We start from the raw sequence: 26558 nt of genomic DNA on the forward strand, positions 1-26558 counted from the left end.
GTCAAAGCTTCACGGGCTCGGCGAGCGCCAGGAGCCGCTCGATGTCGAGACTCTTTTCCAGATGCCGGGCGAGATCGTCGAGCGTGTCCTCGACCGTGGCTTCGAAAGCAAGCGTGCCGCCCTTGGCGCCGAGACTTTCGAGAAAGTGACGGCGAAAGGCATCGTCGGAGAAAAGCCCGTGAATATAAGTACCCATGACCCGGCCGCCCTTGGCGCAGGCGCCATCCGGCGCATCGCCGATCATGGCGAAGGGCCGGGCGCAATCGGGTCCCTTGGTGGTGCCGAGATGGATCTCATAGCCCGACACCGTCGCGCCGCCCGCCACATGACGCGCCTGGACGCGCGTCAATGTCTTGCTCGGCACCAGCGTCGTCTCGACATCGAGCAAAGCGAGGCCGGGGGACGAGCCGGGCCGTCCTTCGAGGCCCAAGGGATCGTGGATCACCTTGCCCAGCATCTGATAGCCGCCGCAGAGGCCCAGCACCGCGCCGCCGCTGCGATGATGCGTGGCGAGGTCGACATGCCAGCCCTCGGTCCGCAAGGCTTCGAGATCGGCAATGGTCGATTTGGAGCCGGGAATGATAATGAGATCGGCGTCCCTGGGCAGCGGCGTTCCCGGCTGCACGATCGAGAGCGTGACATTGGGCTCGAGCTTCAAGGGATCGAGGTCGTCGAAATTGGCGATGCGCGGTAGGCGCGGAACGGCGATATGGAAAGAACCCTTCCCGCTCCGCGCCGCTTTCTCCAGCGCCACGGCGTCCTCGGCGGGCAGGCGCCGGGCCGCGGCGAAATGCGGGACGACGCCGAGGCAGGGCCAGCCGGTCTTCGCAACGGTGAAGGCGACGCCTTCAGAAAACAGTTCGGGATCGCCATGGAAGTTGTTGATGATGAACCCCTTGATCCTCAGCGCATCATCGGGCGCGAGGATTTCCTTGGTGCCGACGAGCGAGGCGATGACGCCGCCCCGGTGGATGTCGCCAATAAGAATGACGGGGATTTTCGCCGCTTCGGCAAAGCCCATATTGGCGAGGTCGCCCTGGCGCAGATTGACCTCGGCCGGGCTGCCGGCGCCCTCGATGATGATCAGGTCGGCGTCGCGCGCCAGAGACGCGAAGCTTTCCAGGATGGCGGGCATGTATTTGCCGCGGCCCTTGAAGAACTCCCGGGCGCTTTGGGTGGCAGCACGGCGCCCCTGCACGATCACCTGGGCGCCGGTCGTCGTCTCGGGCTTGAGCAGGATGGGATTCATGTGGACCGTGGGCAGGGTCCTGGCGGCACGCGCCTGCAGCGCCTGGGCGCGGCCGATCTCGCCGCCATCGATGGTGACGGCGGCATTGTTCGACATGTTCTGCGGCTTGAACGGCCTGACCTTGAGGCCGCGATCGGTAAAGAGCCGGCAAAGGCCCGCCGCAATGAGCGACTTGCCGACATCGGAGCCGGTGCCCATCAGCATGATGGCGGTGCAGGTACGCTGTGATGTCATGCGATGACATGGGCATAGGAGCCCATGACCCTGTTGCTTCTCAAGCCCATGGCGCCGAGATCGCGGGCGCTCGCATCCGATGCGTGGAAGAGAGACGGTTTTTCATCCTGGCTTTCGATCATGGAATAATGGAATTCATGGCCCTTGAGCACTTTCGGCCAGGGCAACGCTCCTTCATGCTCCAGGCGGCGATAGCCCAGATGCAGCTTGCGCTGGGCGAAGCTCGTGGTGACGGGCAAGAGGCACGCCATCCCATGCGCGCCGCCATCGGCGGAGATGAGGGCCTGGCCCAGCACCATGTAGCCGCCGCATTCGCCATAGATGAGCCGGTCGTGCCGTGCCGCCGCGCGCAAACCGCCGAGGAAGGTCTCCGCCTTGCTTAGGCGCTCGGCATGAAGCTCAGGATAGCCGCCCGGCAGATAGACTGCATCGGCCTCAGCCGCCGGCGGCTCATCGGCGAGCGGCGAAAAGAACGACAGTTCCGCGCCTTGCCGGCGCCAGCCCTCGAGCAGATGCGGATAGAGAAAGGCAAAGGCTTCATCGCGCGCGATCGCCATATGCTGCCCGAGCGGCGGCAATAAAGGTCGTGACGGTGCCGCCGCGATCGGCTTGGCGAGCGCCAGCAGAGCCTCCATGTCGATATGGGCCGCAACGCTCGCGGCGGCGCGGTCGAGGAAGCTTGCGAGATCCTCATGCTCGCTCGCTTGCACCAGTCCCAGATGGCGGCTGGGCAGAGCAAGAGACGCATCGCGCGGCACGGCGCCCAATACGGTGACATCGGATGGGGCAAGCGCCTTGCGTAGGATCTCCGCGTGACGGGCGCTGGCGACACGGTTGAGGATGACCGCCGGCAGGGCGAGACCGGGACGATGCGTCCTGAAGCCATGGACGAGCGCTGCGATCGACTGCGCCTGGTGGCTGCAATCGATAATGAGGATCACCGGAAGCCTAAGCGTCTCGGCAATATCCGCCGTCGATCCGCGACCCTCTTCCGGGCCGTCGAAGAGGCCCATGACGCCTTCGATGAGGGTGAGGGCGGCATCGGCGCCGATCTCGGCCGCGAGACCCTTGACCGCCGCTTCCTTCATGGCCCAGCCATCGAGGTTGAAGCATGGGCGTCCCGTCGCCGCTTCATGGAAGCGCGGATCGATATAGTCGGGACCGATCTTGGCGGAGGCTACGGCAATTCCCCGTTGCTTGAGCGCACGCAAGAGCGCCAGCGTTACGATGGTCTTGCCGCTGCCCGAAGCGGGTGCGGCGATGACGAGGCCATCAGCCAATCGGATTCTCCTTGAGCCCGCCTTGATACCAGTCGAGCACCGGGCGCCATTCGGCGACATGGCCCAGGACGACGATGGCGGGTGTCGCGAGTTCGTTCTCGGCCAGGAATGTCTTCACCTCGAGCAAGCGCGTTTCAGCCACCGATTGCTGCGGCAGCGTCGCATTGGAGATGATGGTCACCGGATCGCCGGCGTCGCGCCCGCCCGCCATCAGCGCGTCGGCGATCTCCGCCAGATGCTTCACCGCCATATACATGACGATCACCGGGGAAGCGGTGGCGATGGCCTGCCAGTTCACATTGGCCGGCATCTTGCCCGACGCATCGTGGCCGGTGAGGAAAATCACCGAGTGATTGGTGTCGCGATGGGTGGAGGGGAGCCCGGCATAAGCGAGCCCGCCAATGCCGGCGGTGATGCCGGGCACGATGCGGAAGGGAATTCCCGCCTTGACCAGATGCTGGCACTCCTCGCCGCCGCGGCCGAACATGAAGGGATCGCCGCCCTTGAGCCGCAGCACCCGCTTTCCGGCGCTGGCCAGCTCGATCAGGCGCAGCGAGATGTCGCGCTGCTGGGCCGAAGGCTTGCCGCCGCGCTTGCCGGCATATTCGAGCTCCGTGCCCGGGCGCACCCAGTCGAGGATCGAGGAGTTGACGAGCGCGTCATAGACGACGACGTCGCTCGATTGCAGCGCGTGATAACATAGAAGTGACATGAGCCCGGGGGCGCCCGGGCCTGCGCCCACGAGCCATACCCATCCGGCCTCGAATACCGGGAAGGGCTCGCCATCGAGCCTGGCGAAGCCTTGCCTCTTGAGCCTGTCCGATTGCTTGTCCATCGGCTGTTGTTTGCCTGAATTCCGGGATAATACAATCAGCTTATGGCCTCTCGCGGCGCTACGACCCCGACCGTTTCAAGGTCCCGTCCGACCTCGCCCGAGGGGAGCAAGGGCAGGGTGCTGATCCTCGGCGGAACGGCGGAAAGCCGAAAGCTCGCCCTGATGCTCGATGGGGCGGGCTATGCCCCGGTGACGTCGCTCGCCGGCGTCACGAGCCGGCCCGGCATCACAAGGGGAGAGACGCGCATCGGCGGTTTTGGCGGTGCTGAAGGACTTGCGCGCTACCTGGCGGCCGAGCGATTCTCGAGCCTTGTCGATGCGACGCATCCCTTTGCCGTCGTCATCTCGCATCATGCCGCGGCCGCGGCGCAGATTTGCGGCCTACCCCTGGTCCGGCTGGAGCGCCCGGCCTGGACGCCGGAAGCGGGCGACCGCTGGAGCGGCGTTCCGGATATCGCGGCCGCCGCCGCGGCGATACCCGCGGGCGCCAATATATTGCTCACCATAGGTCGCAAGGAGGTCAGGCCATTCCTCAACCGTAGCGATATTTCCGGCATAGCGCGCATGATCGAGCCTATGGACACCGAGGTTACCGGCAATTGGCGCATCCTGCTGGAACGGCCGCCGTTTCATGTCGAGAAAGAATTATGCCTGATGCGCGATCATGCGATCACGCATCTGGTAACCAAGAATTCCGGCGGCGAGGAGACGCGCGCCAAGCTTGTCGCGGCCCGGATGAAGGGCATCGAGGTGATCATGGTCGCCCGTCCGGCCAAGCCGCAGGTGCCGACCTTAGGCGACCCCTCGGCCGTCCTGGCCTTTCTCGATGAAGTTGTAAGCGCTTGACCCCGCCGCGTTTCTCGGCTTCTCTGAGTTCAAGAGGGCATGGCGAATATACCGGCCCTCGAGGGAGTAACTAAAAGCGAATAGGCAGGCCGCGTCGGAACAGATAATCAGCGTCAGAGCGGGTGAAACGATCTCCTGCACGAGACGTAATTCAGGGCGGCAGCATGTTCAGAGAAGGATCAGCAATGAAAAACAAGCTTATGTCACTGGCTTTGGGAGCTGGCTTGAGCCTTGCCGCGGTCACGGCGGCCCAGGCCGGAACGCTCGATGACGTCAAAGCCAAGGGCTTCATCCAATGCGGCAGCAATCCGAGCCTCATCGGCTTCGGCTTCCCGGACGACCAGAACAACTGGACCGGCTTCGACGTCGATTTCTGCCGCGGTCTCGCGGCGGCGATCTTCAATGATCCGACCAAGGTCAAGTTCACGCCGCTCTCCGCCAAGGAGCGCTTCACGGCGCTGCAGTCGGGCGAGATCGACGTGCTGTCGCGCAACACCACCTGGTCGATGAGCCGCGATACCTCGCTCGGCCTCAAATTCGCGGGCATCACCTATTATGACGGCCAGGGCTTCATGGTGAAGAAGTCTCTGGGCGTGAACAGCGCGCTCAATCTCAACGGCGCATCGGTGTGCACGCAGACCGGCACCACGACCGAGCTCAACCTCGCCGACTACTTCAAGGCCAACAACATGACCTATCAGGTCGTGGCCTTCGAGAAGAACGAGGAAGTGCTGAAGGCCTATCAGGACGGGCGCTGCGACGTCTACACGACCGACCAGTCCGGTCTTTATGCCGAGCGTCTCAAGCTCGCAGCACCGGATGACCACATCATTCTGCCCGAGATCATCTCCAAGGAGCCCTTGGGTCCGCTGGTCCGCCAGGGCGACGATGCGTGGTTCAATGTCGTGAAGTGGACGTACTTCGCACTGGTCAACGCCGAAGACCTCGGGATCACGCAGAAGAACATCGACGAGATGAAGAACTCGACCAATCCTGAAGTCGCGCGCTTCGTCGGCAAGGAAGGTGATTTCGGCACCGGCATCGGTCTCACCAACGACTGGGCCTCGCAGATCATCAAGCATGTCGGCAATTACGGCGAGATCTTCGAGCGCAATCTGGGCGAAAGCACCAAGCTCAAGATCGCGCGCGGCAAGAACGCGCTGTGGAGCAAGGGCGGCCTGCAATACGCCCCGCCGATCCGCTGAAGCATCAAGGCGGGGAAGCCCTGAACAAAGCCGGGCTTCCTCGCGTTTCCGCACAACGAGATCACGAATAACGTGACGGTTGCCAATAAGGTGGGGGAAGGGGTGAAGGGATGACCGCAGTCATCGATGAAGCACGCCCGCAGCGTGCTTCGTTCCTCAATGATCCGAAGTTTCGCTCACGGATCGCGCAAATTGTTTTTCTGCTGCTGCTGGTGTGGTTCGGTTACGAGATCTATCACAACACCGCAGCCAATCTGGCGAAGCTCCACCAGACATTCGGCTTCGGCTTCCTGCGCAATACCGCCGGTTTCGATATCATCCAGAGGCCGATCGAATACACCCGTGATTCGTCCTATTTCCGGGCCATCGTCGTCGGCTTCCTCAACACCCTGATCGCTTCCGGCCTCGGTATCGTCTTCGCGACGGTGATCGGCTTCGTTGTCGGCATCATGCGGTTGTCGTCGAACTGGATCGTCGCCAAGATCGCGACCGGTTATGTCGAGGTCATCCGCAACATTCCGCTGCTACTGCAGATCTTCTTCTGGTATGCGGCAGTGCTCAAGCCGCTGCCGGGCCCCCGGGAAAGCATCGGCTTTTTCAATCTGGCCTTCCTCAACAATCGCGGCCTCGTGGTGCCGAAACCGATTTGGGGTGAGGGGGCAGGCTTCATCGCGATCGCCTTCGTGATCGGATGCGTCGGCGCTTACCTGGTCAGCCGCTGGGCCCGCCAACGCCAGGAGCGCACCGGTGAGCAGTTCCACAGTTTCTGGACCGGGCTCGGTCTCGTCATCGGACTGCCGTTGCTGGCCTTCCTGCTGATGGGGGCGCCGGTGACATTCGAATATCCGGAGCTCAAGGGCTTCAACTTCGCCGGCGGAACGACCGTGCTGCCCGAACTGATCGCTCTGGTTCTTTCGCTCAGTATTTACACCGCCACATTCATCGCCGAGATCGTGCGCGGCGGTATCATGGCGGTGAGCCATGGCCAGACCGAAGCGGCCCATGCGCTGGGCTTGCGGTCGCAACCGACGTTGCGGCTGGTGGTCATTCCGCAGGCGTTGCGCGTCATCATCCCGCCGCTCACCAATCAATATCTCAACCTCACCAAGAACTCCTCGCTCGCCGTGGCCATCGCCTATCCCGATCTCGTGGCCATGGGCGGCGTCGTCAACAACCAGTCGGGCAAGGCGATCGAGGTCGTCCTCATCTGGATGATCGTCTACCTGTCGCTCAGCCTCATCACCTCGACAGCGATGAACTGGTACAACAATCGCGTTCGCCTGGTGGAGAGATAGGGCCATGACCGATCTGTCCTCGCATCACGCCTGGGTCCGTACCGAAGACGCGCCAAAGCTCGCGCCGCCGCCCAATACCACCGGGGCAATGGGCTGGATCCTGCAGAATCTGTTTTCGTCGCCCCTGAATGCGGTGCTGACCCTGATCGGCGGCGCCTTCGTCCTGTGGCTGGGCTGGACCATCTTCGACTGGGCCCTGTTGCGCGGCGTGTTCGTCGGCGAAGATCGCGAAGCCTGCGTTGCCGTGCCGGATTCAGGTGCGTGCTGGCCCTATGTCTGGGCCAAGTTCCACCAGTTCATCTATGGCTTCTATCCATTCGACCAGCGCTGGCGGGTGAATATCTGCCTCATCGTCGGAGCCATAGCCCTTGCCACGATGGCGATCCCTTCCGTTCCTTACAAGAAGTGGAATGCGATTTTCCTGCTGGTGATCTATCCGCTGATGACCTTCATCCTGTTGACCGGCGGCAATCTCGATTTGTCCCTGTCCACGATTCTTGGGCTTCTCGGGCTTCTCCTGCTTTCCGCGCTCGCCGTGCCGGTCTTCGCTTTCGGCGTGGAGGACGGGATCAGGCGTAACAGGACGGCGCTCTTTCTTGCCGGCGTGGCGCTTTTCATCTTCCTCGTGTCGCTCTTCGTCGCGATGCCGCAGGTAAACATCTTCGGCAATTTCGTCTCGGTGGCCACATTGGCGATCGTCAGCCTTCTGACTGTCGCCGCGGTCCTCTCCATTGCCCATGAGGCCTCTTCGCGCGACATCTCGGCACGTTCGGCCCTGATCGGCTGGATCGGAGCCTGCTGCGCCGTGCTTGCGGTTCTCGTCCTGATCACCGCCGATTTCGGCCTGGTACCGGTCGAGACCCAGCAATGGGGCGGACTCCTGGTGACGCTGGTTGTCGCTGTCACCGGCATCGTCGCATCCTTTCCACTCGGCATCCTGCTTGCTCTCGGACGCCGCTCGAAGATGCCGGTGATGCGGCTGTTCTCGATAATCTTCATCGAGCTGTGGCGCGGCGTGCCGCTCGTCACCGTGCTGTTCATGTCGAGCGTCATGCTGCCGCTGTTCATGCCGGAAGGGACGAGCTTCGACAAGCTTCTGCGCGCCTGCGTCGGCACCGCGTTGTTCACCGCGGCCTATATGGCCGAGAATGTGCGCGGCGGCCTGCAGGCCATTCCCAAGGGCCAATATGAAGCGGCCCAGGCGCTGGGCCTTTCCTATTGGAAGATGACGAACCTGATCGTCCTGCCGCAGGCGCTCAAGATATCCATCCCGGCCATCGTCAATTCCTGCATCAGCCTGCTCAAGGATACGACGCTCGTCCTGACCATCGGCCTGTTCGACTTGCTCGGCATCGTCAATGCCACCTTCAGCGACCCCAAATGGGTCTCGCCGCAGACCGGTTCGACCGGCTATTTCGTCGCTGCGCTGATGTTTTGGGTTTTCTGTTTCGCCATGTCGCGCTATTCGATATTCATGGAACGCCGGCTGCAGACCGGCCACAAGAGACGAGGGATATGATGGCTCAAGCTTCCACCCAGACCACCACGCCGAAAGTCCAGGCGCCCGAGAAGAACGAGGCGGGGGAGGTCGCCATCCAGCTCGTCGGCGTCAACAAATGGTATGGCGAGTTCCATGTGCTGCGCGACATCAATCTCGCGGTCGAGAAGGGTGAGCGCATCGTCATTTGCGGACCGTCGGGTTCCGGCAAGTCCACCCTCATCCGCTGCATCAACCGGCTGGAGGAGCATCAGTCGGGCCAGATCATCGTCGACGGCATCGAGCTCACCAACGACTTGAAGCGCATCGACGAGGTCAGGCGCGAGGTCGGCATGGTGTTCCAGCATTTCAACCTGTTCCCGCATCTCACCGTGCTCGAGAACTGCACGCTGGCGCCGATCTGGGTGCGCAAGATGGCCAAGGCGGACGCCGAGACCTTGGCGATGAAGTATCTGACGCGCGTCAAGATTCCCGAGCAGGCAAAAAAATATCCGGGCCAGCTGTCGGGCGGCCAGCAGCAGCGTGTCGCCATCGCGCGCTCGCTGTGCATGAACCCGCGCATCATGCTGTTCGACGAGCCGACCTCGGCGCTCGATCCGGAAATGATCAAGGAAGTGCTCGAGGTCATGGTCGATTTGGCGCAGTCCGGCATGACCATGCTGTGCGTCACCCATGAAATGGGCTTTGCGCGTCAGGTCGCCAACCGGGTGATCTTCATGGACCAGGGTCAGATCGTCGAGCAGAACTCGCCCCTCGAGTTCTTCAAGAACCCGAAGAGCGAGCGCACCAAGCTGTTCCTGAGCCAGATCCTGCATTGAGCGACCGGACCTGTCGCCGAAAAGTCTGCCGCTCTTGACTCCGTGGGCTGAACCGTGGGAGTTGGGAAATGTCAGGATCGGGAAATCCGCGCCCGCAATTCATGGCTGGGCTTAACCTGCCATCCAACCACCGGAGCAACGAGAAGGAAACAGGGATTGGCAGCGCCTGCAAATTCCCTGTTCCAGGACGCTCACGAAGGCCAAGCTATTGATATTTCTGGAGTCGGAATTTTTTTGCAAATATTCCCTGATAATCCCTGATATTCGCTGTTCTTTGCTGCGCTGCACAGGCGCCATTGACTCTGCCTAGGCCGCCCATTCGCCTTTGCGCATCAGGGGCTCCGCCGTGCCGTCGGCGTGCACGCCATCGATATCGAGCGCTGCCGATCCGATCATCCAGTCGACATGGATGAGGCTCTGATTGGCGCCGGCCTTGGCGAGCGCCTCCTTGCCGAGGCTCGTGCCATTGGCCACCGTGTCGCTGTAGGACTGGCCGACGGCGATGTGGCTCGCCGCGTTCTCGTCGAACAAAGTGTTGTTGAAGACGATGCCGCTCTTGGCGATCGGCGATGAATGCGGCACCAGCGCCACTTCGCCGAGACGTGCGGCGCCCTCATCGGTGCCGATCATATTGGCGAAGACGTCGCCGCCCTTGTCGGCATGCGCCTCGACGATGCGGCCCTTCTCGAAGCGCACCCTGATGCCGTCGATGAAGGTGCCCTGATAGGACAAGGGTTTCGTCGCCGAGACCGTGCCGTCGACCCGGTCCTTGTGCGGCATGGTGAAGACTTCTTCGGTCGGGATGTTGGGGTTGCAGGTGACGCCGTTCTGGGCGAGAGATCCACCGCCTTTCCACACATGGCCGTCGACCAGGCCGAGCGTGAAGTCGGTGCCGGGGCCTTTATATTTGAGCGCCGAATAGCGGCGCGCATTGAGGAAGTCCGTACGCTGACGAAGATTGCGCGAATGCTCGGCCCAGGCCGCGACCGGGTCCGGCGTATCGGCCCGGCTGCAGCTGAAGATGGCCTGCCACAGCGCGTCGAGCGCGGCTTCCGGCTTCTTGTCGGGGAAGACCGAGCGGGCCCAGGCCGGCGTCGCCGCCGCCGCCAGGCTCCAATTGACGGAAAAGCTGGTGATGAGCTCGAGCGCCGGACGATAGGCCTTGGAGCGCGCCCGGTTGGCGCGCGCCACCTTGTCGGTGTCTTGGCCCGCGAGCAAGGACGGGTCATCGCCGATGATGGCGAGCCGCGCGGCGCCCGCCTTGAAGGCATTGGCCATCCCGTCGAAGAGCCAGCCCGTCGCCTTGTCGAAGCTCGCATCGGGCGCATGCTTGAAACGCGCAAGCGTCGCCGAGTCATCGCCATAGAGCGTGGTGACGAGGCTCGCGCCGGCCTTATAGGCATGCTCGGTGATAAGGCGCACCAAGGGGATGGCGTCGACGGGCGCCGTCATGACGAGCTCTTGCCCGGGCTTGATATTGACGCCCGATCGGACGATCAGCTGCGCATAGCGGTCGAGGAGGTCTGAATGGGTCATGATGTGCTTGCTCCGGTCTCGACGGGTGTGTCGGTCTCTGCCCCCCATTCGCTCCACGAGCCGTCATAGAGGGCGTGATCCTTGGCGCCGATCAGCGTGAGGCCAAGGGTGAGTATAGCTGCCGTGATGCCCGAGCCGCACGAGGTGATGACCGGCCTCTTCACATCGACACCGGCCGCGGCGAAGACTTGGGCGATCTCGTCCGGCGACTTGAGCGTGCCGTCGGGCTTGAGCAATGTCGCATAATGGACATTGGCGGCCCCCGGCATGTGGCCAGAACGCACGCCGGGGCGCGGCTCGGGCTCGCTGCCTGAGAAGCGGCCGGCGGAGCGCGCATCGGCGACCTGCGCCTTGCCGTTCGTCACTGCGGCGAGGACGTCGTTCTTGTCGCGCACCATCATCGACTGGAAGCGCGCCGAGAAATGCCGCTCCTGCGGCAGGCCCGGCGGGTCCTCATCGATCGGATGGCCTTCCGCCTTCCACTTCGGGAAGCCGCCATCGAGCACGGCGACGTCGTCATGGCCGAAGATGCGGAACATCCACCAGGCGCGTGCCGCGGAGAAGAGGCCTTGAGTGTCATAAGCGATGACCTTCTTGCCGTCGCCGATGCCGAGCCGCCGCATGCGAGAGGCGAATTTCTCAGGGCTGGGGAGCATATGGGGCAGCGATGTGGCGCTGTCGGAGATGTCGTCGATATCGAAGAACTGCGCGCCCGGTATGCGCTCCTTGAGGAACTCGGCCCTGGCGTCGCGCTTTGCCGCCGGCAGATGCCAGGAGGCATCGATGATGGCGATGTCGGGTGCATGCAGGCGCTCGGCCAGCCACTGTGTCGATACGACATAAGGCGACATGGGAACTCCCGATAGGTTTCAGGTTGCGAAGGCGAGCCTAATGCGGCGGTTCTGCTTGCCCTTGTTCTCGATCTTGGCGACGGTGATCGGGCCTATGGCGCCAGTCGATTGCAGATGGGTGCCGCCGCAAGGCTGCAGATCGACCTCGTCATTCTCGCCGATCGAAACGAGCCGCACGCGGCCGGAGCCGCGCGGCGGCTTGACCCACAAGGTCCGCACCAGCGTCGGATTGGCGTCGAGCTCTTCCTCGGCGATCCAGCGCGTGGTGATCGGATGATCTTGCGTGATCCAGCCATTGATCTTCGCGGCGAGTTCGTCCTTGACCGGAATATGTCCTTCCGGAATGTCGAAATCGATGCGGCCGCCCTCCTCGGTGAGGGCGCTGCCGGTCACCGGGAAAGGCACTGCGGCGCACAGCAGATGCATCAGCGAATGACAGCGCATGTTGCGGAAGCGATTGTCCCAATCGAGCACCGCGGAAACCGGCGCTCCGGACGCAAGCGACACCGGTGCTGCCGGGACATGCACCGCATTTTTGGCATCGTCATAGACGGTGGTGGCGATGTGAATCGGCGAGCCGTCGACGGTGAGCGTGCCCTTGTCGCCGGGTTGGCCGCCGGCGGTCGGATAGAAGACGGTGCGGTCGAGGATGATGCCGCCGCGATCGTTGATGCCGACGACCTTGGCGTCGCAGGATTTGAGATACGCGTCGTCGCGGAAGAGAAGCGTGGTCATCAGGCGGGCACTTCCTCGAAGACTTGCGGCACGCCCGATGCGTGCTCCTCGAGCCAGTCCGGAACCGGCAAGCCTTTCTCACGCAGGAATTCGGGATTGAAGAGCTTGGACTGGTAGCGCGTGCCATAGTCGCAGAGGAGGGTGACGATGGTGTGACCGGGACCCATCTGCTTGGCGAGGCGAATGGCGCCCGCCACGTTGATGCCGGTCGATCCGCCGAGGCACAGGCCTTCGTCCTTCAGGAGATCGAACACCAGGGGAATGGCCTCCTGGTCGGGAATCTGGAAAGCGTCGTCGACCACCGCACCTTCGATATTCTTGGTGACGCGGCCCTGGCCGATGCCTTCGGTGATGGATGAGCCTTCCGCCTTGAGCTCGCCCGTCGTGTAATAGCTGTAAAGAGCAGCGCCCAGGGGATCGGCGAGGGCGATGCGGATATTCTTGTTCTTGGCCTTGAGCCCGTCCGAGACGCCGCCCAGCGTGCCGCCCGATCCGACCGCCGACACGAAGCCGTCGACCTTGCCGTCAGTCTGCCTCCAGATCTCCTGCGCGGTGGTCTCGAGATGGGCGCGGCGGTTGGCAACATTATCGAACTGATTGGCCCAGATGGCGCCTTCCGGCGTCGACTTGGCCAGCCTTTCGGCCAGGCGGCCGGAATATTTCACATAGTTGTTCGGGTTCTTGTAGGCGACGGCCGGGACCTCGACGAGCTCGGCGCCGAGGAGCCTGAGCGTGTCCTTCTTCTCCTGGCTCTGGGTGACCGGGATCACGATCACCGTCTTGAAGCCCATAGCATTGGCGACGACCGCAAGGCCGATGCCGGTATTGCCGGCGGTGCCTTCGACGATGGTGCCCCCCGGCCGCAACTGGCCCTTGGCGATCGCGTCCTTGATGATGAACAGGGCGGCGCGGTCCTTGACCGACTGGCCCGGATTCATGAATTCCGCCTTGCCGAGGATGGTGCATCCGGTGAGCTCGGAGGCCCTCTTCAGCTTGATCAGGGGGGTGTTGCCGATCGCGGCGATGACATCCGGTTTGATATCCATGAATACTCCGACAGGCTCAAAGCTCGAAAGGAACCGATAACAGTTCCGATGAGCTCACGAAAGATCAGTCTCAAAGTGTATTGGGTCTGAGCGTAATGGAAGGGGGAAGCTTTGCTTCCGGCACATAGTGGGGATCGACTTTCTGCGCGATGCAATCGCCGAGCATCAGATAGTCGGAATTGGGCATGTGAAACCAGCGGCGGAATTCCTCGGTCGACATGTGCCCCATGAGATAGATTTCGAGCACCTGGCGACTGAAGGAGTGAAGCCGCGGCGGCAGACAGGCTTCGATGTCGCGCATATCCAATGGCCAACTCCCTTTTGCCCATGTTGCTCCCCTTTTGCCGGTATTGAAAGATGGGCGCTGGCGGGAGGTTCCATCCCGATGCCGGCCTTTAGTTCGCACCAAGTTTGACGCAGTGGCATCGCAGTTTTACCACCTTCCGCAGCGATAAGTATTTAATCACGGCGTGCCCCTGTGCTAGATTCGCTCGGCCCAGGGGAGGGTTAGGGTCAACAGGGAGTAGTGCATGTCGGTTTCGAGGCTGGCCAGGGTACCCAGGCACCGTGGCAGCGTAATGATTTGTCTCGGGCCTTCCCGTAGCCGAACACATGAAGACCTTGGAATCATTGGATGATTCTGCTCAGGCGCACGGCATATAATGACGGCCAACAGATTTCCGGGTAAGTGTCTGAACCGATTCAACGCGAAGGAGACTAAGTGAATGACGGCGTTAGGCGTTTCAAAATGGGTCTTGGCTGCGGGTGTTGCCGCGGCGGCGGCAAACGGTGCCATCGCGGCGGAGAAGAATCCGCTGCTCGCGCGTGACGGGCTGCCGGAGAAATATGTGAAGCGCATCGAGCAGTATCAGAAGGCGCTCGACAAGATTGACGATTCCGAGCAGGCGAAGGGCATCTACCGCAACAGCTCGCTGTGGGGCCCCAACTATCCCAAGATCCGGGTGTGCTTCTTCGAAGGCTCCCAGGCCTTGCGCGACGTCGTCGCCAATGTCGCCAAGGAATGGATGGCCGAGAACAACTCGATCAAGCTCGATTTCGGCAAGCCCGGCAAGCGGCGCACCTGCCAGCCCGAGAACGGCAAGGAAATGCAGATCCGCATCACCTTCGGCCAGGAAGGCTACTGGTCGCAGGTGGGCCAGAACAGCGTCGTCTTCGCCAAGCAGGAAGAGGCCTCGCTCAATCTCGGCGGCTTCATGAATGTCGCTCCCGACCAGCTGTCGGACTATGAGATCGGCACCATCCGGCATGAATTCGGTCATGCGCTCGGCATCGAGCACGAGCATCAGAATCCCAAGGGCGGCTGCGACAACGAATATAACTGGCAGCAGATCTATTCCTACCTGGAAGGGCCACCGAACAGCTGGTCGAAGGAGCAGATCGACTGGAATTTGCGCCAGGCCTCGGGCGAGGACCTGCAGCTGACCAAGTTCGACAAGGATTCGGTCATGCTCTATCAGTTCCCGGCGGATTTCTACAAGAAGGGCGAGAAGAGCAAGTGCTTCGTACCGCAGCCCAATTCGCAGATCTCGGAAGGCGACCGCGCGCTCCTGGCGGCGATGTATCCGGCCAGTGAGAGTGCTCGTCTCGAAGCCTTCGAGAAGAACAAGGAAAAGTTCGAGGCGATCTGGAAAAAGGACGAGGACGGCACCAAGGGCGTGATGTTCGATGCCGTGAAAGCGTTCTTCGGCCGCACCGGCACCAAGGATGCGCCGGCGGAAGAGGATTGATCTGCCGCAATGAATTCGCTGGGCCGGCGATGCGTGAGTCGGCCCAGTTCATACCCAGGGACGAATACTGACGAATGGCCTCTCGCCACGGGACGAAGCCATGGAGCCTTGCAGGCTGGCCGCGCTGGGCGTGGGCCGTCCTCACCGCGATTTTGGTGGCGCTCCTGACCTTGCTCGGCGGCGGCAAGAGCTTGACCGCGGCCTATAAGAGCTTCACCGAGACCGATCGCATCATCGAGATTTCGGCGGCGCTGTCGGGTGCGGCGGAGCATTCCTTTCCCGTGACCCTCATCAAGGTCGATGACGAGACGATGTCGCGCTGGGGGGCGCCTGCGATCACGCCGCATGCGGCGCTGGCGCGGCTCATCGAGGTCGCCGGCAAGGGCGGGGCCGCCGCCGTCGTCGTCGACATCGACCTCGCTTCCGAAAATCCCGCGACGGCGCCGGATCCCGCTTTGGTGGAAACGGTGGCGAACTACCAGGCGAATGCCTTGCCTCTCATGTTCGTGCGCAGCTTCCGGGCCGGGCCTGCAAATGACGGCGAGACCGGCGGTGCGGCTCTCGTCAATATGACGCCCTATGACGGCGTGTTCGCCGCGATCCGAAAGGCCATGTGGGTGAGCGTCCTCACGCCCTTGTCGGACGACCGGATCGTGCGTCGTCTCAGACTGTGGCAAACCGTCTGCGCCGGCGCCGATGGGGTCAGCTATCCATCGCCCGCGCTAGTCATTGCCGCCAAATTCGCCGCCGCTGGCGACCGCTCGGGCGATCTCGAGAAATTCCTGGCCGGCCAGGTCGACCGCAACTGCAAGCGGCTCGACAGCGAGCCCGCCGCCCCATGGCCGCATCGGGCGAGCCCGGATGTCGCCATCCAGTATATGTTCAACGCCGGCGCGGAGGAGGCGACCGCCAAGACCATTGCCTACAAGGGTGGCAGCGTCGCGCTGTTCAAGCAGGTCCCGGCCTGGACGCTGGTGAATTTCGGCGCCGAGGGCGCAACGCCCGCCGGCGAGATCCATCCGCAGGCCTTCCAGGACCGTATCGTGGTGATCGGCGTCACCCATGCCAATTCGCGCGATCTCTATGCGACGCCACTCGGCTCGCAGCCGGGCGCGGTGATCCTCGCCAATACCGTCGCCGCGGCGACCGCCATGTCCGACATGCCGGAAGCAACGCCCGCCACGGAGATCCTCATCATCCTCGGCATTTTCGCAGTCCTCGCCTTCATTTCCTATCAATTGCAGGTGGCGCCCGCCGCCCTGGTCGCAGCGCCCATCGTCGTGGCGGCGGCGTTGATCCTCTCGCGTCTCTTCGGCTTCGAAGTGGCGATCCGCATCATCGCGGTGACGCTCACGCTCTTCGTCCTGCACAAATTCGTCGATTCGCTGGTGGGCGTTATTTACGACTGGAGCCATGGCAAAGGCTGGCGCGCCATGCTCAAGCCGCATTAGGGAGCTGCCGGTGCTCAAGCCATTCTTTTGCGCAGTGCTTCTCTTGGTCGGTCTTTGCGTTCCGGCTGCGGCGGAAGACCCGCGTCCGGCCGGCTACATCATGGCGTATGAGCTCAAAGGCGCCGATGCCGAGAAGGGGACAGTCGTCGTACGCGACGGCAAGGAGCTCGCACCGAAGCTGCTGATGCCGCTTTACGACGATGATTCCGTCTTCATCCGCGATGAAGCGAGCCGGATCACGCTGAACCTGGCGCAAGAGGGCAATCTCGTGGTCTCGGGCAAGCTCATGCGCAAGGAAATCGCGGGCGAGATGCCGAGCGGCGATGACGGTTTCGATATTATCGGGCAGATCGCCGAGATTCTCTTCAGCCATGACGATGATGATTCACTCTCCGTCCTGGTGGCCAAGGGCGGTGGTGAGATGAAGGCGCCGCTCGCGATGCGCGGGCGCAATCACGTGCTGCGGAATTCGCAGCCGTTGCGGGTGACCTGGACGGGCGGCGAGGGGCCTTTCACGGTCCTCATTGATGAGGGCAAGGGCGGCAAGGCCTTCGCCGAAACCGAGCGGGTGATCGAGATCCCGATGGCCAGGATCGGCGGCAGCAAATTCGCGGTCATCGTGACGGATGCCAGGAAGCGGAAATTGCGCATCGCCTTCGACCTGCGTAAGGTCGCACCGAAAGCGCCGGACAAGGTCAAGGCCAGGGAAAATCGCGGTGAGGTCGAAGCCGTCTGGCTCGCGGCGCAGCAGAACGGCGCTTGGCGCTTCGAGGCGGTGCGCCAGTTGCGGGCGTTGCCGCAGGACAAGGTGACCGCCGACCTGATCGCGGCGCTCGAAAAAGGCTGGCAGCCGAAATAGCTAGGCCGTCGACGCCATCACCGCGGCGGTGTCGTAGTATTCGTGAAACTCCGTGGCCTTGCCGCGGTTGAAACGCCACAGATCGGCCTTGGGCGAAACAAAGCTTTTGCCGGTCTTTTTGTTGGTGAAGGAGATGTCCGCGAGCACCAGCACGTACGGGCCGCCGGCGACATACTCCTTCACTTTGTAATAATTCATCTGGAAGCCCTCCACCAATCCACGGAAGTAGTCGCGTACCTCCTCGCGGCCCTTGTGCGTCTTGGTGAAGGCAACAGGATCGGCGCCGGCGGAGAGCGAGCCCCAAAGAACATTGGGCGCCAATGTCGCGACAATCGCATCGGCGCTGCCGCCCTTGCTCTTCTCCCATTGGGCATAGAGTTTCTTGAGGGTCTTCACATTATTGGCCGCTGCTGCGGTGACGCCAGTCGCCGTCTGCGACTTGCCCGACGTGTAGAAAGGCTTCGGCTTTTGCGGAACGGTGCAGACGCCCTCGGGGGAGCATGCCGCGTAAGCCTGATGATTGTCGAAGTACTCGAAGAAGTCGGTGATCTTGCCTTTCTTCAGGCGCAGGATGTCGAGCTTCGGCGTATGCACGACCTTGCCCGTATGCTTCTGCTTCCACGCGCATTCGCAGACAACCGCGACCGTATTGCCCTGCACCAGGAAGGTGCGGACATTGTAGAAGATCATCTTCCAGTCCTGCTCGAGACCCTTGAAATACTCGCGGATCCTGTCCTTCGTGCTGTGGTCGCTGGTGAACAGCATGGGCTGCGCCCCGGCGCCGATCGAACGGAAAGAGCCGTCATCCGCCATCAATTCCAGGAATTTTTCGGCTGTCGATCCCTTGCCGCGGTCCCATGCCCGGTAATGCGACCTGATCTGATTCACGATCTTTGATGACATGACACTTTTCCCTTTGAAGAGCATCAGGCTGGTATGAAAGCTGCTTTGGATCATTCACTCTAAGCCGCCGTCGCCATCACTGCGGCGGTGTCGTAATACTCATAGAACTCTGTCACCTTGCCGCGGTTGAAACGGCAGAGATCGGCCTTGGGCGTAACGAAGGTCTTGCCCGTCTTCCTGTTGGTGAAGGAGATCTCGGAGAGCACCAGCACGTAGGGGCCGCCGGCGATATATTCCTTCACGTTGTAATAGTTCATCTTGAACGCGGATTCCAATCCACGGAAATATTCCCTCACCTCGTCTCGGGTCTTGCGCGTCTTGGTGAAAGCAATAGGATCGGCGCCGTCGGCAAGCGAACCCCAGACCACACTGGGCGCCAGGATGCCGATCGACTCATCGGCGCTGCCGCCCTTGGTCTTGTCCCATTGGGCATAAAGTTTCTTGAGCTTCTTCACATTATTGGCGGTCGCTTGCGTGACGCCGCTCGCCGTCTGCGCTTTGCCCGGTCTATAAAGCGGCGTTGGTTTCTCTGGAACGTGGCATATGCCCTCCTTGTGGCACGCGGCGTAGGCTTGGTGGTTATCGAAATACTCAAAAAAATCGGAGACCTTGCCCTTCTTCAAGCGCATGATGTCGAGCTTGGGGGAGTGGACAACCTTGCCCGTATGTTTATGTTTCCAAGCACATTCGCATACGATCGCGACCGTGTTGCCCTGCACGAGAAAAGTACGGACATGGTAGAAGACCATCTTCCAATCGCGGTCGAGCTCCCTGAAATACGTTCGAACCTTGTCCTTCGTCGTGTGATCACGCGTGAACGGCATAGGTTGGGCACCCGCGCCGATCGAACGGAAGGAGCCGTCATCAGCCATCAACTCCACGAACTTTTCGCCCGTCGACCCCTTGCCGCGGTCCCATGCCCGATAACACGATCTGATCCGATTCAGGGCCTGTGTTGACATGATACTCCCCCTCCTGCCTGAGGTGGTGCCCTTCTAACACAAAATTGCCGCTAGGTCATTCTCGTTATTATGCCGCGGCCGCGACCGCTTTCGCGGTGTCGTAATATTCGTAGAATTCCGTGGCCTTGCCGTGAGCGAAGCGCCACAGATCGGCCTTGGGCGAAACGAAGATCTTACCCGTCTTCCGGTTGGTGAAGGAGACCTCTGCCAGCACCAGAACGAAGGGTCCGGCGGCGATATACTCCTGGACCGTATAGTGATCCATCTGGAAGGCCGATCCGAGCTCCTTGAAATACTGGCGGACTTCTTGACGGCTCAGGCGCGTCCTGGTGAAGGCGACGGGACCGGTGCCGGCGCCGAGGGAGCCCCAGAGGACATTGGGCGCCAGCACCTTGATGAACGCGTCGGCGCTGCCGCCTTTGGTATCGTCCCATCGCGCATAGAGCTTCTTGAGCAGCTTGACATTGTCACGGGTCGCTGTCGTCGCCCCGCTCACCGTTCGTGTTGAGCTCCATTTATAGAGCGGCTTCGGCCGGCGCGTGTCGACGGTGCCGTCCGGCACGCAGGCCGCATAGGCCTGATGAGTGTCGAAATACTCGAAGAAGTCGTGCATCTTCCCGTTCTTCACCCGGATGATGTCGAGCTTGGGCGAGTGGACGATCTTGCCCGTATGCTTGTGCTTCCAGGCGCATTCGCAGACCGTGGCGATCGTGTTGCCGTCGACGAGAAACAGACGGACAGTGTAGAAGATCATCTGCCAGTCGCGGATCAGCTCCTCGAAATAGGCACTGATCTTTTCCTTGGTGCTGTGAGGGCGGGTAAACTTCATCGCTTCGACGCCGCCGCCGATCGACCGGAAAGTCGCATCGTCGGACAACAGATCGACGAAGAGCGCTCCGGTCTTGCCCTTGCCGCGATCCCACGTTTTGTAGCGCGTCTTGATCTGGCGCAGGATCTTCGGTGTCATGACGCGCCTCGCGATGCTCTAGGGCCGCACATCGAAGGTGAAGAGAGCCGAGCTCATGGCGGGACCGCCTGTCTCATCCTCCTGGATCGAGGCGGCGCGGGTCGCCGAGCCGGTGATGCCGCCGAGCAGGACTTTGAGCGATTTGCCCTGCGCCGAGCCGCGGGTGGCGGATCTGTCCTCCACGCTTCTCGTCTGCTGCATGGCCGATAAAGTGGGCTGGATCAAGGAGCACATGCTGGGCGCGATCTTGGTCGAATCCTGCGGGATGGCAAGGATCACCGCATTCTCGGTGCCGATCGCGGCCGGCTTCTTCTCCTTGGCATCCCAGGTATTGATCTGGATGGTGTAGGTCACTTCGCCGGATCCCGAATAGAGTGTTCGCACGCAGCCACGCGCTTTGTCCTGGTTCGACAGCGGGAAAACGCCGCCCAGCGCATCGACGTAGAAAGCGGCGATATAATAGGTCTGATCTGTCTCGTTGGCGATCTTGAAGCGCACGGTGTCGCAATTGCCCACACCTTGCGGGGAGAAGGCGGCGAGCGACTTCTCCGGATCGGTCTTGTCGGGCTTGCCGCAGGCAGTCGAAGGATCGGCGCTCTTGTCGCCCTTGCGCGCGATGGTGGCGGTGATCTCCGGCCGGTCGGCATTCTCCTCCGGCGACGATCCGACGGAGGCGGCGAAGCGGATCAGCTTCTCGGCGCGCGACAGCGACCAGACCGCCTGCTTCACCTTTTCGGCGAGCGCCTTGGGATCGGCGTCGATCGGAAGGCTCGGCGTCTCGCCGAAGCTGCCGGCCGTCATGTCGAGCGGACGGTCGGGGCGCATGATCCAGAGACGGCCGTTCTGAACCCTGAGCAGCACATCGCTGTCCGGATTGCCGGCTTCGCCCAAGGCGATGCCGATCTCGGAAGAGCCCGAGTCCTTGCCGAAGGCCCTCTCGACGGCTTCCGACACCGTGTCCGACTGAGCTTTATCGGTGAGATCCGCCTGGGGCGGAGGCGACACAGCGAAGCGGAAGCTCACCGCCTGTTCGGTCAGCCTGACGGCGATCGGACCCTTTTCGATCTTCTCCGCACCCGGCTCCCAGACAATGTTACCGGCCTGGCTCGAAGCCGCTTCGGCCGCGGTGATCTCGGCCTTGCCGATCGGCGCATCGCTCTTGCCCGGGGCATAGAGAGCGACGCGCGAGCCCAATTCGAAGCCATGCAGCACGCCTTGCGGAATGGTGATCGCTTCATCGGCCACCAGCGACGTGATGAGCCGCGGGCCTTTGCTGCTCGCACCCGGTACCGGCCGGTCCAGCACGCCGTCGAAGACCGGCTGCGGCACGCGGCCGCCGGAACGGTCGGTCGTCAGATCGGCGGAAATCTCGCGCGCCAGATCGGCGAAGGTCTGCGCGGTGCCCTGGGTCAATGCATGGTGCAAGGCGTTGGTGAAGACGCCCATGCGCTGGGTCTTGCCGTCGCCCACCATCGGCAGGCTGTAGCCGGCGAACGGACGCTCGATCGCCTCGTCGAAGGCATCGACGGCATAGAAGCCGACGAGGTCGTTCTCATTCTTGCCGACGATAGCGCCCTTGCGGGTGCCGCCGCGTGTGGCGCTTGCGCTGCCTGCCGTTTCGCTCTTCTCCGGAACGCCGAGCGCGGCCGGGTCGATGGAACGGGTGACGCTGTCGCCCCTGGTCACCGTGCCCGAATGACAGGAGTCGATGATCGCCCAGACGAAGGTGCCCTTGGCGCGGATCGCATCCAGCTTCTGGCCGAGTTCGTCGTCGACGAGCGCGTTCTTGATGCCCTCGCCCGTCGGGTCATAGGCGCCGACATCGGAAGGCAGGAGCACCTGGTCATAGCCGTCGGCCTCGGGCTCGATCTCGGCGGCCGGATCATTGTCGGGCTGGCGGGTGCCGTGGCCCGAATAATAGAAGACGAAATCATCGTCGGGCCCGGTCTCGGCGGCGATCTTGTCGAAGGCGGCGCGGATATTGCCAATGGTCGCCGCGCCATTGAGGACCGGATAATCGGCTCCTTGCGGGACGCCGTCGCTCAGCACGGTGATGTCCTCGGGCGCTACGCCGCGCGATTTGAACAGGCGCCACAGGATCGAGACGTCGTTGCGCGGGCCCAAGAGGTCGCGAATGCCCGATTCCTCATTGTAGTCGGCGACGCCGACCAGCAGCATGCGGGTCTTGGCCTCCGTGGCGGAGGTGAGACCTGAGAGAGCGAGGAGGACGCTTGCCGTGCCGGCGAGCAAAAATTTCTTCATCATGGGATCAGCGCACCAGGGCTTGAGGGGAAATCGGGTAAGGAATTCGGGCGTGCGCGTGACCCGCGCCTGCCGCTCGCCGGTCAGCCGCTCGACACGGCCGGAAAGCCATAGATCAAGTTCCGAGATTGTCAATTTGCCGTCCTTAAGCAATCCAGCGGTTCTGTCTTACCGGTCGTCGCCAGGCGATCTTAGACTCTAATGCCCTTGGGGCAAGTCAGATATGCTCGGCGTTTGTGGCGGCAGAACGGAAAAAGGCGGCCGGTTTTGCGACCGCAATTGATCGCTGCCCAGCGCGAGGGCCATAATGGGCATATGACCTTCGCCATACCGGAACGGATCGGCTGGGCGGTCGACATCGTCGCCGCCGAGGGCTCCGATTCGCTTTTGGAGGTCGGCTGTGGCCGCGGCGTTGCGGTGGGCTTGGTCGCGCCCCAACTGACGAGCGGTCGAATCCTCGGCCTGGATCGGTCGGCGAACGCCATCGCTGCCGCGAGGAAACGCAACAGCACATGGGAGGCATCGGGCAGAGCGAGCTTCGTTCATTCGCCGTTGCGCGATCTTGTGGGTGACGGCAATCGCTTCGACAAGATCTTCGCCATCAATGTCAATCTGTTCTGGACGGATCCCAGCGCCGAGCTTCCGGTGGTCAGAAAGCGCCTGAAGGAGAAGGGAACGCTCTATTTGTTCTACGAGCCGCCCGAATCCGGCCGCCGCCAGGAAATCGCCGACAAGGTCGCCGCCGGGTTTTCAGGCAGTGGGCTTGTCATTCGGAAAACCATAGTGAAGGACGTGCGGGGTTCACCGCAACTCTGCCTGATCGCGGGCCTTCATCGCTAATCGGAGAGAAAAATGCTGCAGACCACATCCTCGATCACCATCACGCAGCCGGAAGACTGGCTGACCGCGCCCGAGCGCTTCGCCGGCGAGTGGCAAGGGGCTGCCCGAGGCGCGCAAATCTGCGTCATCGCCAATCTGGTCGAGAAGGTCGGCGCGGGGGTCGGCCTGCATAGGCATCCCTACGCCGAGACCTTCGTCGTGCGGAAGGGGCGGGTTTCCTTGATGATCGGCGACGAAACCATGGAAGGCCGCGAGGGACAGATCTTCGTCGTTCCCGCCGGTGTGCCGCATGGCTTCAAGAATGCCGGGCCCGGTCCTTTGGAGATGATCGATATCCATGAGAGCGGCAAATTCATCACCGAATGGCTCGACTGAAATCTCGCGACCGATCCAAGTGACGGGTCCCTTCAGGCTCGAACTCTCGCGCAGAGCAAAGACACCTCTCGCCGAGCAGATCAGCAACGGCATCGGCAAGGCTGTCCGGGAAGGCCGGCTTGAGCCCGGCGCACGCTTGCCGTCATGGCGCGATCTCGCCGCCCAGCTCGGCGTTGCCCGCGGCACCGTCAAGACCGCCTATGAAAGGCTGATCGATGACCGGCTGATCGTTGCCTCGGGTCCGGCGGGCACGCATGTCTCGGCCGAGCCGCGTCAACCGAGCTCGCGTGAAGAGGACATGGCCCAGGCGTCGCTCGCAGGCTTTTTCGCCGGTTTCTCTCAGCCGCCAAAGCTCTTTCAATTGGGTGTGCCCGCCCAGGATGCGTTTCCCTTCAAATCCTGGGCGCGCATCATGGCGCGCGCGGCGCGTACCGTCGCCGCCTGGCCTGCGAGCTATCCCGATCCCCGCGGCGAGCCGGAATTGCGCCGTGAGATCGCCTCCTACCTGGCGCTGGCGCGCGGCCTGCATTGCGCGCCCCGGCAAATCTTCATCACCGGCGGCTATGCCGGTGCGATCGGTCTCATCGCCCAAGCTCTCGATCTCAAAGGCGCCACCGCCTGGGTGGAAGAGCCGGGCTTTCCGGTCACGCGCAAGGCGCTGGAACTCGCCGGCGTTGCGATCGCGCCGATCGACGTCGACGGCGAGGGCCTCGTGGTTGCGCAAGGCATCGACAAAGCGCGCCAGGCAGCGGTCGCCGTCGTGACGCCCGGCCAGCAGGCGCCACTCGGCATGGTGCTTTCGCCGCAGCGGCGAGAAGAACTCATCGCTTGGGCGAGGCGGGCCGGGGCATGGATCATCGAAGACGATTATCTGAGCGAGTTGCAGCTCAGCGGGCGCGCGGCGCCGGCTCTTGCCTCGCTCGACCGCGACGCCCAAGTCATCCATTTCGGATCGTTCTCGAAGACGATCAATCCCGCACTACGCCTCGGCTTCATCGTGGTGCCGCAAGAGCTGATCCCGCGGTTTGGCGATATCGCGGCCTGCCTGGTGCCGGCCGCCAATGCCACGGCGCAGCACGCGATCGCCGAGTTCATGCGCGACGGACATTATTTGCGCCATCTCCGGCGGATGAAGAAGCTCTATGCCGCGCGCCGCGATGGATTGATGGCGCTCTTGCGCGACGTGGCGCCCGTCGAGGCCATGGCCGGTCTTGCCGTCCTCGTGCGTCTGCCGGAGGGAGCCGATGACGTCGGCATCGTCCGGCAAGCGATCGGTCTTGACATGCTGCCGCGCGCTTTGTCGCCCTGGCATGCAACGGAGCCGGCGCAGCCGGGCCTGCTTCTCAGCGTGACCAATGCCGCCGGCCCCGGGCTCGAGAAAACCTGCGCCAAGCTTTGCGAGCTGATCCGGTCATCTTCGTGATGGTCCAGGATTTCCGCTCATTCTTGGTGCTGGGACTCGGCACGCCAACACGGCATTCTGCTGCCTCATAAACTACGGATCGGAATCATGGGCGTTCGCGTTTTTCTGGCCGGCGCGTCGGGTGTTGTTGGTTTGCCGCTTGTCAAGCTCCTGGTCGGCGCCGGGCACCAGGTGACGGGAATGGGCCGATCGCCGCAATCGGCCAAGACCATGAGCGCCCTCGGCGCCGATTATGTCGCGGTCGATGTCTTCGATGCCGAGGCGCTCGCTCAGGCGATCGTCGCGGCGCGTCCCGATGTGATCATCCATCAATTGACGGATCTTCCCACGCGCCTCGATCCGAGCCTCATGGGCGAGGCGGCCCTGCGCAATGCGCGGATCAGGGAGGAGGGGACACGCAATCTGGTACAGGGCGCGCTCAGCGCCGGTGTGCGCCGGATGATCGCCCAAAGCATTGCCTGGGCCTATGCTGAAGGAAAGCCGCCCTACACCGAGAGGGACCCGCTCGATGTGGATGCGCAACGGACCAAGCCCATCACCATGCGCGGCATCATCGCGCTCGAGACGCTGGTCCTGAGCTCGCCGCCGCTCGAGGGCGTCGTCCTGCGCTATGGCAATTTCTATGGGCCCGATACCGGCCGCGACAAGCCTGAAGGCCCTTCACCTCTGCATGTGGAGGCGGCTGCCTACGCGGCGCTCTGCGCGGTCGAACATTGGCAGCCCGGCATCTTCAACATCGCCGAACCGCGAGGGGAGGCCACAAGCCGCAAGGCGATGGACGCGCTCGGCTGGCGCGCCGATTTCCGCCTGGCAGAAAGGACAGCGTGATGAGCGATATTCATGTTCCGCAACAACCGAACAAGTTTCTCAAGTTGAGTTTGCCGCTTCTTGGACTCGTGGCTGCTTCGGCCGCGATTTTCTATGTTCATGGATCATCCCGACAGGACCTGAATCATCCCGGCATGACCATGAGTGCCGATGCCGGAGACAAGGGTATCGCAGCGCAGCGTCCGGCAACCATCGTCCGGCCCGTCTCTTGCGAAAAGCTGCCCAATGTGCCCGGCAAGTCGATCACTACCGTGGTGGTGGAATTTCCACCCGGCGCCTATTCGCCGCGCCACCGCCACCCAGGCTCGGTCACGGCCTTCGTGCTCAAGGGCCAGGTGCGATCGCAACTGAACGACGGCCCAGCCGAGACATTCGGCATCGGACAGACTTGGTTCGAGCCGCCGGGCACGATCCATATGTTCGCCGAGAATGCCAGCATGACGGAGCCCGCCTCGCTTCTCGCCACCTTCATTGCCGAAGACGATTGCGGGCCGCTGACGATATTCGAGTGA

At 62.5% G+C, this 26558-nt stretch carries 25 protein-coding genes; 13 read left to right on the forward strand and 12 right to left on the reverse strand.

The window, feature by feature from the left end; genetic code table 11:
- Position 1: 1 nt before the first annotated feature.
- The 3 genes from DS839_RS02235 to cobA are packed head-to-tail and all read right to left on the reverse strand — an operon-like array spanning position 2 to position 3598.
- A complete protein-coding gene (locus tag DS839_RS02235; RefSeq protein ID WP_119268640.1) occupies positions 2-1483 on the reverse strand; it encodes a cobyric acid synthase in 1482 nt (493 codons plus the stop codon).
- The gene (locus DS839_RS02240; protein ID WP_368911103.1) at positions 1480-2769 is read right to left on the reverse strand and encodes a cobyrinic acid a,c-diamide synthase CobB; all 1290 of its coding nucleotides are present in this window, start codon (positions 2767-2769) and stop codon (positions 1480-1482) included. The genes DS839_RS02235 and DS839_RS02240 overlap by 4 nt, the downstream gene beginning before the upstream one ends.
- Entirely contained in the window at positions 2756-3598 is an 843-nt protein-coding gene (gene cobA / locus DS839_RS02245) for a uroporphyrinogen-III C-methyltransferase (RefSeq protein WP_119268642.1), read from the reverse strand. Before cobA ends, DS839_RS02240 begins: the two co-directional genes overlap by 14 nt.
- A gap of 117 nt (positions 3599-3715) precedes the next feature.
- Between cobA and DS839_RS02250 the strand changes: the two genes are divergently transcribed.
- The 5 genes from DS839_RS02250 (at position 3716) to DS839_RS02270 (ending at position 9260) form a co-directional block, all read left to right on the forward strand.
- Positions 3716-4444, forward strand: coding sequence for a cobalt-precorrin-6A reductase (locus DS839_RS02250; protein WP_162918239.1), 729 nt, complete (start codon positions 3716-3718; stop codon positions 4442-4444).
- A gap of 185 nt (positions 4445-4629) precedes the next feature.
- On the forward strand, positions 4630-5649 hold the full coding sequence (locus DS839_RS02255; protein WP_119268644.1) for an amino acid ABC transporter substrate-binding protein: 1020 nt from the start codon (positions 4630-4632) through the stop codon (positions 5647-5649).
- A 110-nt stretch (positions 5650-5759) separates the two neighbouring features.
- A complete protein-coding gene (locus DS839_RS02260) occupies positions 5760-6944 on the forward strand; it encodes an amino acid ABC transporter permease (protein WP_119268645.1) in 1185 nt (394 codons plus the stop codon).
- A gap of 4 nt (positions 6945-6948) precedes the next feature.
- Complete coding sequence (locus tag DS839_RS02265) at positions 6949-8463, forward strand: amino acid ABC transporter permease (RefSeq protein ID WP_119268646.1); 1515 nt, start codon at positions 6949-6951, stop codon at positions 8461-8463.
- Positions 8463-9260, forward strand: a complete 798-nt coding sequence (locus DS839_RS02270; RefSeq protein WP_119268844.1) for an amino acid ABC transporter ATP-binding protein — start codon at positions 8463-8465, stop codon at positions 9258-9260. Before DS839_RS02265 ends, DS839_RS02270 begins: the two co-directional genes overlap by 1 nt.
- A 306-nt stretch (positions 9261-9566) precedes the next feature.
- On the opposite strand, the gene DS839_RS02275 is transcribed toward DS839_RS02270, so the two are convergent.
- The 5 genes from DS839_RS02275 to DS839_RS02295 all read right to left on the reverse strand — a co-directional run bounded on the left by DS839_RS02275 (position 9567) and on the right by DS839_RS02295 (position 13735).
- Positions 9567-10796, reverse strand: coding sequence for an aminopeptidase (locus tag DS839_RS02275; protein ID WP_119268647.1), 1230 nt, complete (start codon positions 10794-10796; stop codon positions 9567-9569).
- Positions 10793-11647 carry a 3-mercaptopyruvate sulfurtransferase gene (gene sseA / locus DS839_RS02280; protein ID WP_119268648.1) on the reverse strand — a complete coding sequence of 285 codons (855 nt, stop codon included), beginning with the start codon at positions 11645-11647 and terminating at the stop codon, positions 10793-10795. The genes DS839_RS02275 and sseA overlap by 4 nt, the downstream gene beginning before the upstream one ends.
- Positions 11648-11665: 18 nt before the next feature.
- Entirely contained in the window at positions 11666-12382 is a 717-nt protein-coding gene (locus tag DS839_RS02285) for an alanyl-tRNA editing protein (RefSeq protein ID WP_119268649.1), read from the reverse strand.
- A complete protein-coding gene (locus DS839_RS02290; protein WP_119268650.1) occupies positions 12382-13428 on the reverse strand; it encodes a cysteine synthase A in 1047 nt (348 codons plus the stop codon). Before DS839_RS02290 ends, DS839_RS02285 begins: the two co-directional genes overlap by 1 nt.
- Positions 13429-13498: 70 nt before the next feature.
- Positions 13499-13735, reverse strand: coding sequence for a hypothetical protein (locus tag DS839_RS02295; protein WP_162918240.1), 237 nt, complete (start codon positions 13733-13735; stop codon positions 13499-13501).
- Between the two features lie 418 nt (positions 13736-14153).
- Between DS839_RS02295 and DS839_RS02300 the strand changes: the two genes are divergently transcribed.
- The 3 genes from DS839_RS02300 to DS839_RS02310 all read left to right on the forward strand — a co-directional run bounded on the left by DS839_RS02300 (position 14154) and on the right by DS839_RS02310 (position 17486).
- Positions 14154-15176: a zinc metalloprotease gene (locus tag DS839_RS02300; RefSeq protein WP_119268652.1), complete on the forward strand. Its 1023-nt coding sequence runs from the start codon at positions 14154-14156 to the stop codon at positions 15174-15176.
- A 74-nt stretch (positions 15177-15250) separates the two neighbouring features.
- A complete protein-coding gene (locus tag DS839_RS02305) occupies positions 15251-16627 on the forward strand; it encodes a CHASE2 domain-containing protein (protein ID WP_119268653.1) in 1377 nt (458 codons plus the stop codon).
- Positions 16628-16637: 10 nt separating this feature from the next.
- Positions 16638-17486, forward strand: coding sequence for a hypothetical protein (locus DS839_RS02310; RefSeq protein ID WP_119268654.1), 849 nt, complete (start codon positions 16638-16640; stop codon positions 17484-17486).
- Here DS839_RS02310 and DS839_RS02315 read toward each other — a convergent pair whose 3' ends face one another.
- The 4 genes from DS839_RS02315 to DS839_RS02330 form a co-directional block, all read right to left on the reverse strand.
- Positions 17487-18389, reverse strand: a complete 903-nt coding sequence (locus DS839_RS02315) for a nuclear transport factor 2 family protein (RefSeq protein WP_162918241.1) — start codon at positions 18387-18389, stop codon at positions 17487-17489. It abuts the gene before it with no gap.
- 59 nt (positions 18390-18448) lie between these two features.
- Positions 18449-19351 carry a nuclear transport factor 2 family protein gene (locus tag DS839_RS02320; RefSeq protein WP_119268656.1) on the reverse strand — a complete coding sequence of 301 codons (903 nt, stop codon included), beginning with the start codon at positions 19349-19351 and terminating at the stop codon, positions 18449-18451.
- Positions 19352-19418: 67 nt separating this feature from the next.
- Positions 19419-20318: a nuclear transport factor 2 family protein gene (locus DS839_RS02325; RefSeq protein WP_119268657.1), complete on the reverse strand. Its 900-nt coding sequence runs from the start codon at positions 20316-20318 to the stop codon at positions 19419-19421.
- 18 nt (positions 20319-20336) lie between these two features.
- Positions 20337-22715, reverse strand: coding sequence for a caspase family protein (locus DS839_RS02330; RefSeq protein ID WP_162918242.1), 2379 nt, complete (start codon positions 22713-22715; stop codon positions 20337-20339).
- A gap of 180 nt (positions 22716-22895) precedes the next feature.
- Between DS839_RS02330 and DS839_RS02335 the strand changes: the two genes are divergently transcribed.
- The 5 genes from DS839_RS02335 (at position 22896) to DS839_RS02355 (ending at position 26558) form a co-directional block, all read left to right on the forward strand.
- Positions 22896-23420, forward strand: a complete 525-nt coding sequence (locus tag DS839_RS02335) for a class I SAM-dependent methyltransferase (RefSeq protein WP_162918243.1) — start codon at positions 22896-22898, stop codon at positions 23418-23420.
- Positions 23421-23432: 12 nt separating this feature from the next.
- A complete protein-coding gene (locus DS839_RS02340; protein ID WP_119268660.1) occupies positions 23433-23795 on the forward strand; it encodes a cupin domain-containing protein in 363 nt (120 codons plus the stop codon).
- Between the two features lie 19 nt (positions 23796-23814).
- On the forward strand, positions 23815-25218 hold the full coding sequence (gene pdxR, locus DS839_RS02345) for a MocR-like pyridoxine biosynthesis transcription factor PdxR (RefSeq protein ID WP_368911064.1): 1404 nt from the start codon (positions 23815-23817) through the stop codon (positions 25216-25218).
- Positions 25219-25305: 87 nt separating this feature from the next.
- Complete coding sequence (locus DS839_RS02350; protein WP_119268662.1) at positions 25306-26046, forward strand: NAD-dependent epimerase/dehydratase family protein; 741 nt, start codon at positions 25306-25308, stop codon at positions 26044-26046.
- Positions 26046-26558 carry a cupin domain-containing protein gene (locus tag DS839_RS02355; protein WP_119268663.1) on the forward strand — a complete coding sequence of 171 codons (513 nt, stop codon included), beginning with the start codon at positions 26046-26048 and terminating at the stop codon, positions 26556-26558. The genes DS839_RS02350 and DS839_RS02355 overlap by 1 nt, the downstream gene beginning before the upstream one ends.

Source organism: Taklimakanibacter deserti (assembly GCA_003574785.1).

Excerpts from the sequence above, each read along its gene's own strand:
- DS839_RS02235 (WP_119268640.1), bottom strand. The coding sequence starts at position 1,483 with ATGACATCACAGCGTACCTGCACCGCCATCATGCTGATGGGCACCGGC.
- cobA (WP_119268642.1), bottom strand. The coding sequence starts at position 3,598 with ATGGACAAGCAATCGGACAGGCTCAAGAGGCAAGGCTTCGCCAGGCTC.
- DS839_RS02255 (WP_119268644.1), top strand. The coding sequence starts at position 4,630 with ATGAAAAACAAGCTTATGTCACTGGCTTTGGGAGCTGGCTTGAGCCTT.
- DS839_RS02260 (WP_119268645.1), top strand. The coding sequence starts at position 5,760 with ATGACCGCAGTCATCGATGAAGCACGCCCGCAGCGTGCTTCGTTCCTC.
- DS839_RS02265 (WP_119268646.1), top strand. The coding sequence starts at position 6,949 with ATGACCGATCTGTCCTCGCATCACGCCTGGGTCCGTACCGAAGACGCG.
- DS839_RS02270 (WP_119268844.1), top strand. The coding sequence starts at position 8,463 with ATGGCTCAAGCTTCCACCCAGACCACCACGCCGAAAGTCCAGGCGCCC.
- DS839_RS02275 (WP_119268647.1), bottom strand. The coding sequence starts at position 10,796 with ATGACCCATTCAGACCTCCTCGACCGCTATGCGCAGCTGATCGTCCGA.
- sseA (WP_119268648.1), bottom strand. The coding sequence starts at position 11,647 with ATGTCGCCTTATGTCGTATCGACACAGTGGCTGGCCGAGCGCCTGCAT.
- DS839_RS02285 (WP_119268649.1), bottom strand. The coding sequence starts at position 12,382 with ATGACCACGCTTCTCTTCCGCGACGACGCGTATCTCAAATCCTGCGAC.
- DS839_RS02290 (WP_119268650.1), bottom strand. The coding sequence starts at position 13,428 with ATGGATATCAAACCGGATGTCATCGCCGCGATCGGCAACACCCCCCTG.
- DS839_RS02300 (WP_119268652.1), top strand. The coding sequence starts at position 14,154 with ATGACGGCGTTAGGCGTTTCAAAATGGGTCTTGGCTGCGGGTGTTGCC.
- DS839_RS02305 (WP_119268653.1), top strand. The coding sequence starts at position 15,251 with ATGGCCTCTCGCCACGGGACGAAGCCATGGAGCCTTGCAGGCTGGCCG.
- DS839_RS02315 (WP_162918241.1), bottom strand. The coding sequence starts at position 18,389 with ATGTCATCAAAGATCGTGAATCAGATCAGGTCGCATTACCGGGCATGG.
- DS839_RS02320 (WP_119268656.1), bottom strand. The coding sequence starts at position 19,351 with ATGTCAACACAGGCCCTGAATCGGATCAGATCGTGTTATCGGGCATGG.
- DS839_RS02325 (WP_119268657.1), bottom strand. The coding sequence starts at position 20,318 with ATGACACCGAAGATCCTGCGCCAGATCAAGACGCGCTACAAAACGTGG.
- DS839_RS02335 (WP_162918243.1), top strand. The coding sequence starts at position 22,896 with ATGACCTTCGCCATACCGGAACGGATCGGCTGGGCGGTCGACATCGTC.
- DS839_RS02340 (WP_119268660.1), top strand. The coding sequence starts at position 23,433 with ATGCTGCAGACCACATCCTCGATCACCATCACGCAGCCGGAAGACTGG.
- DS839_RS02350 (WP_119268662.1), top strand. The coding sequence starts at position 25,306 with ATGGGCGTTCGCGTTTTTCTGGCCGGCGCGTCGGGTGTTGTTGGTTTG.
- DS839_RS02355 (WP_119268663.1), top strand. The coding sequence starts at position 26,046 with ATGAGCGATATTCATGTTCCGCAACAACCGAACAAGTTTCTCAAGTTG.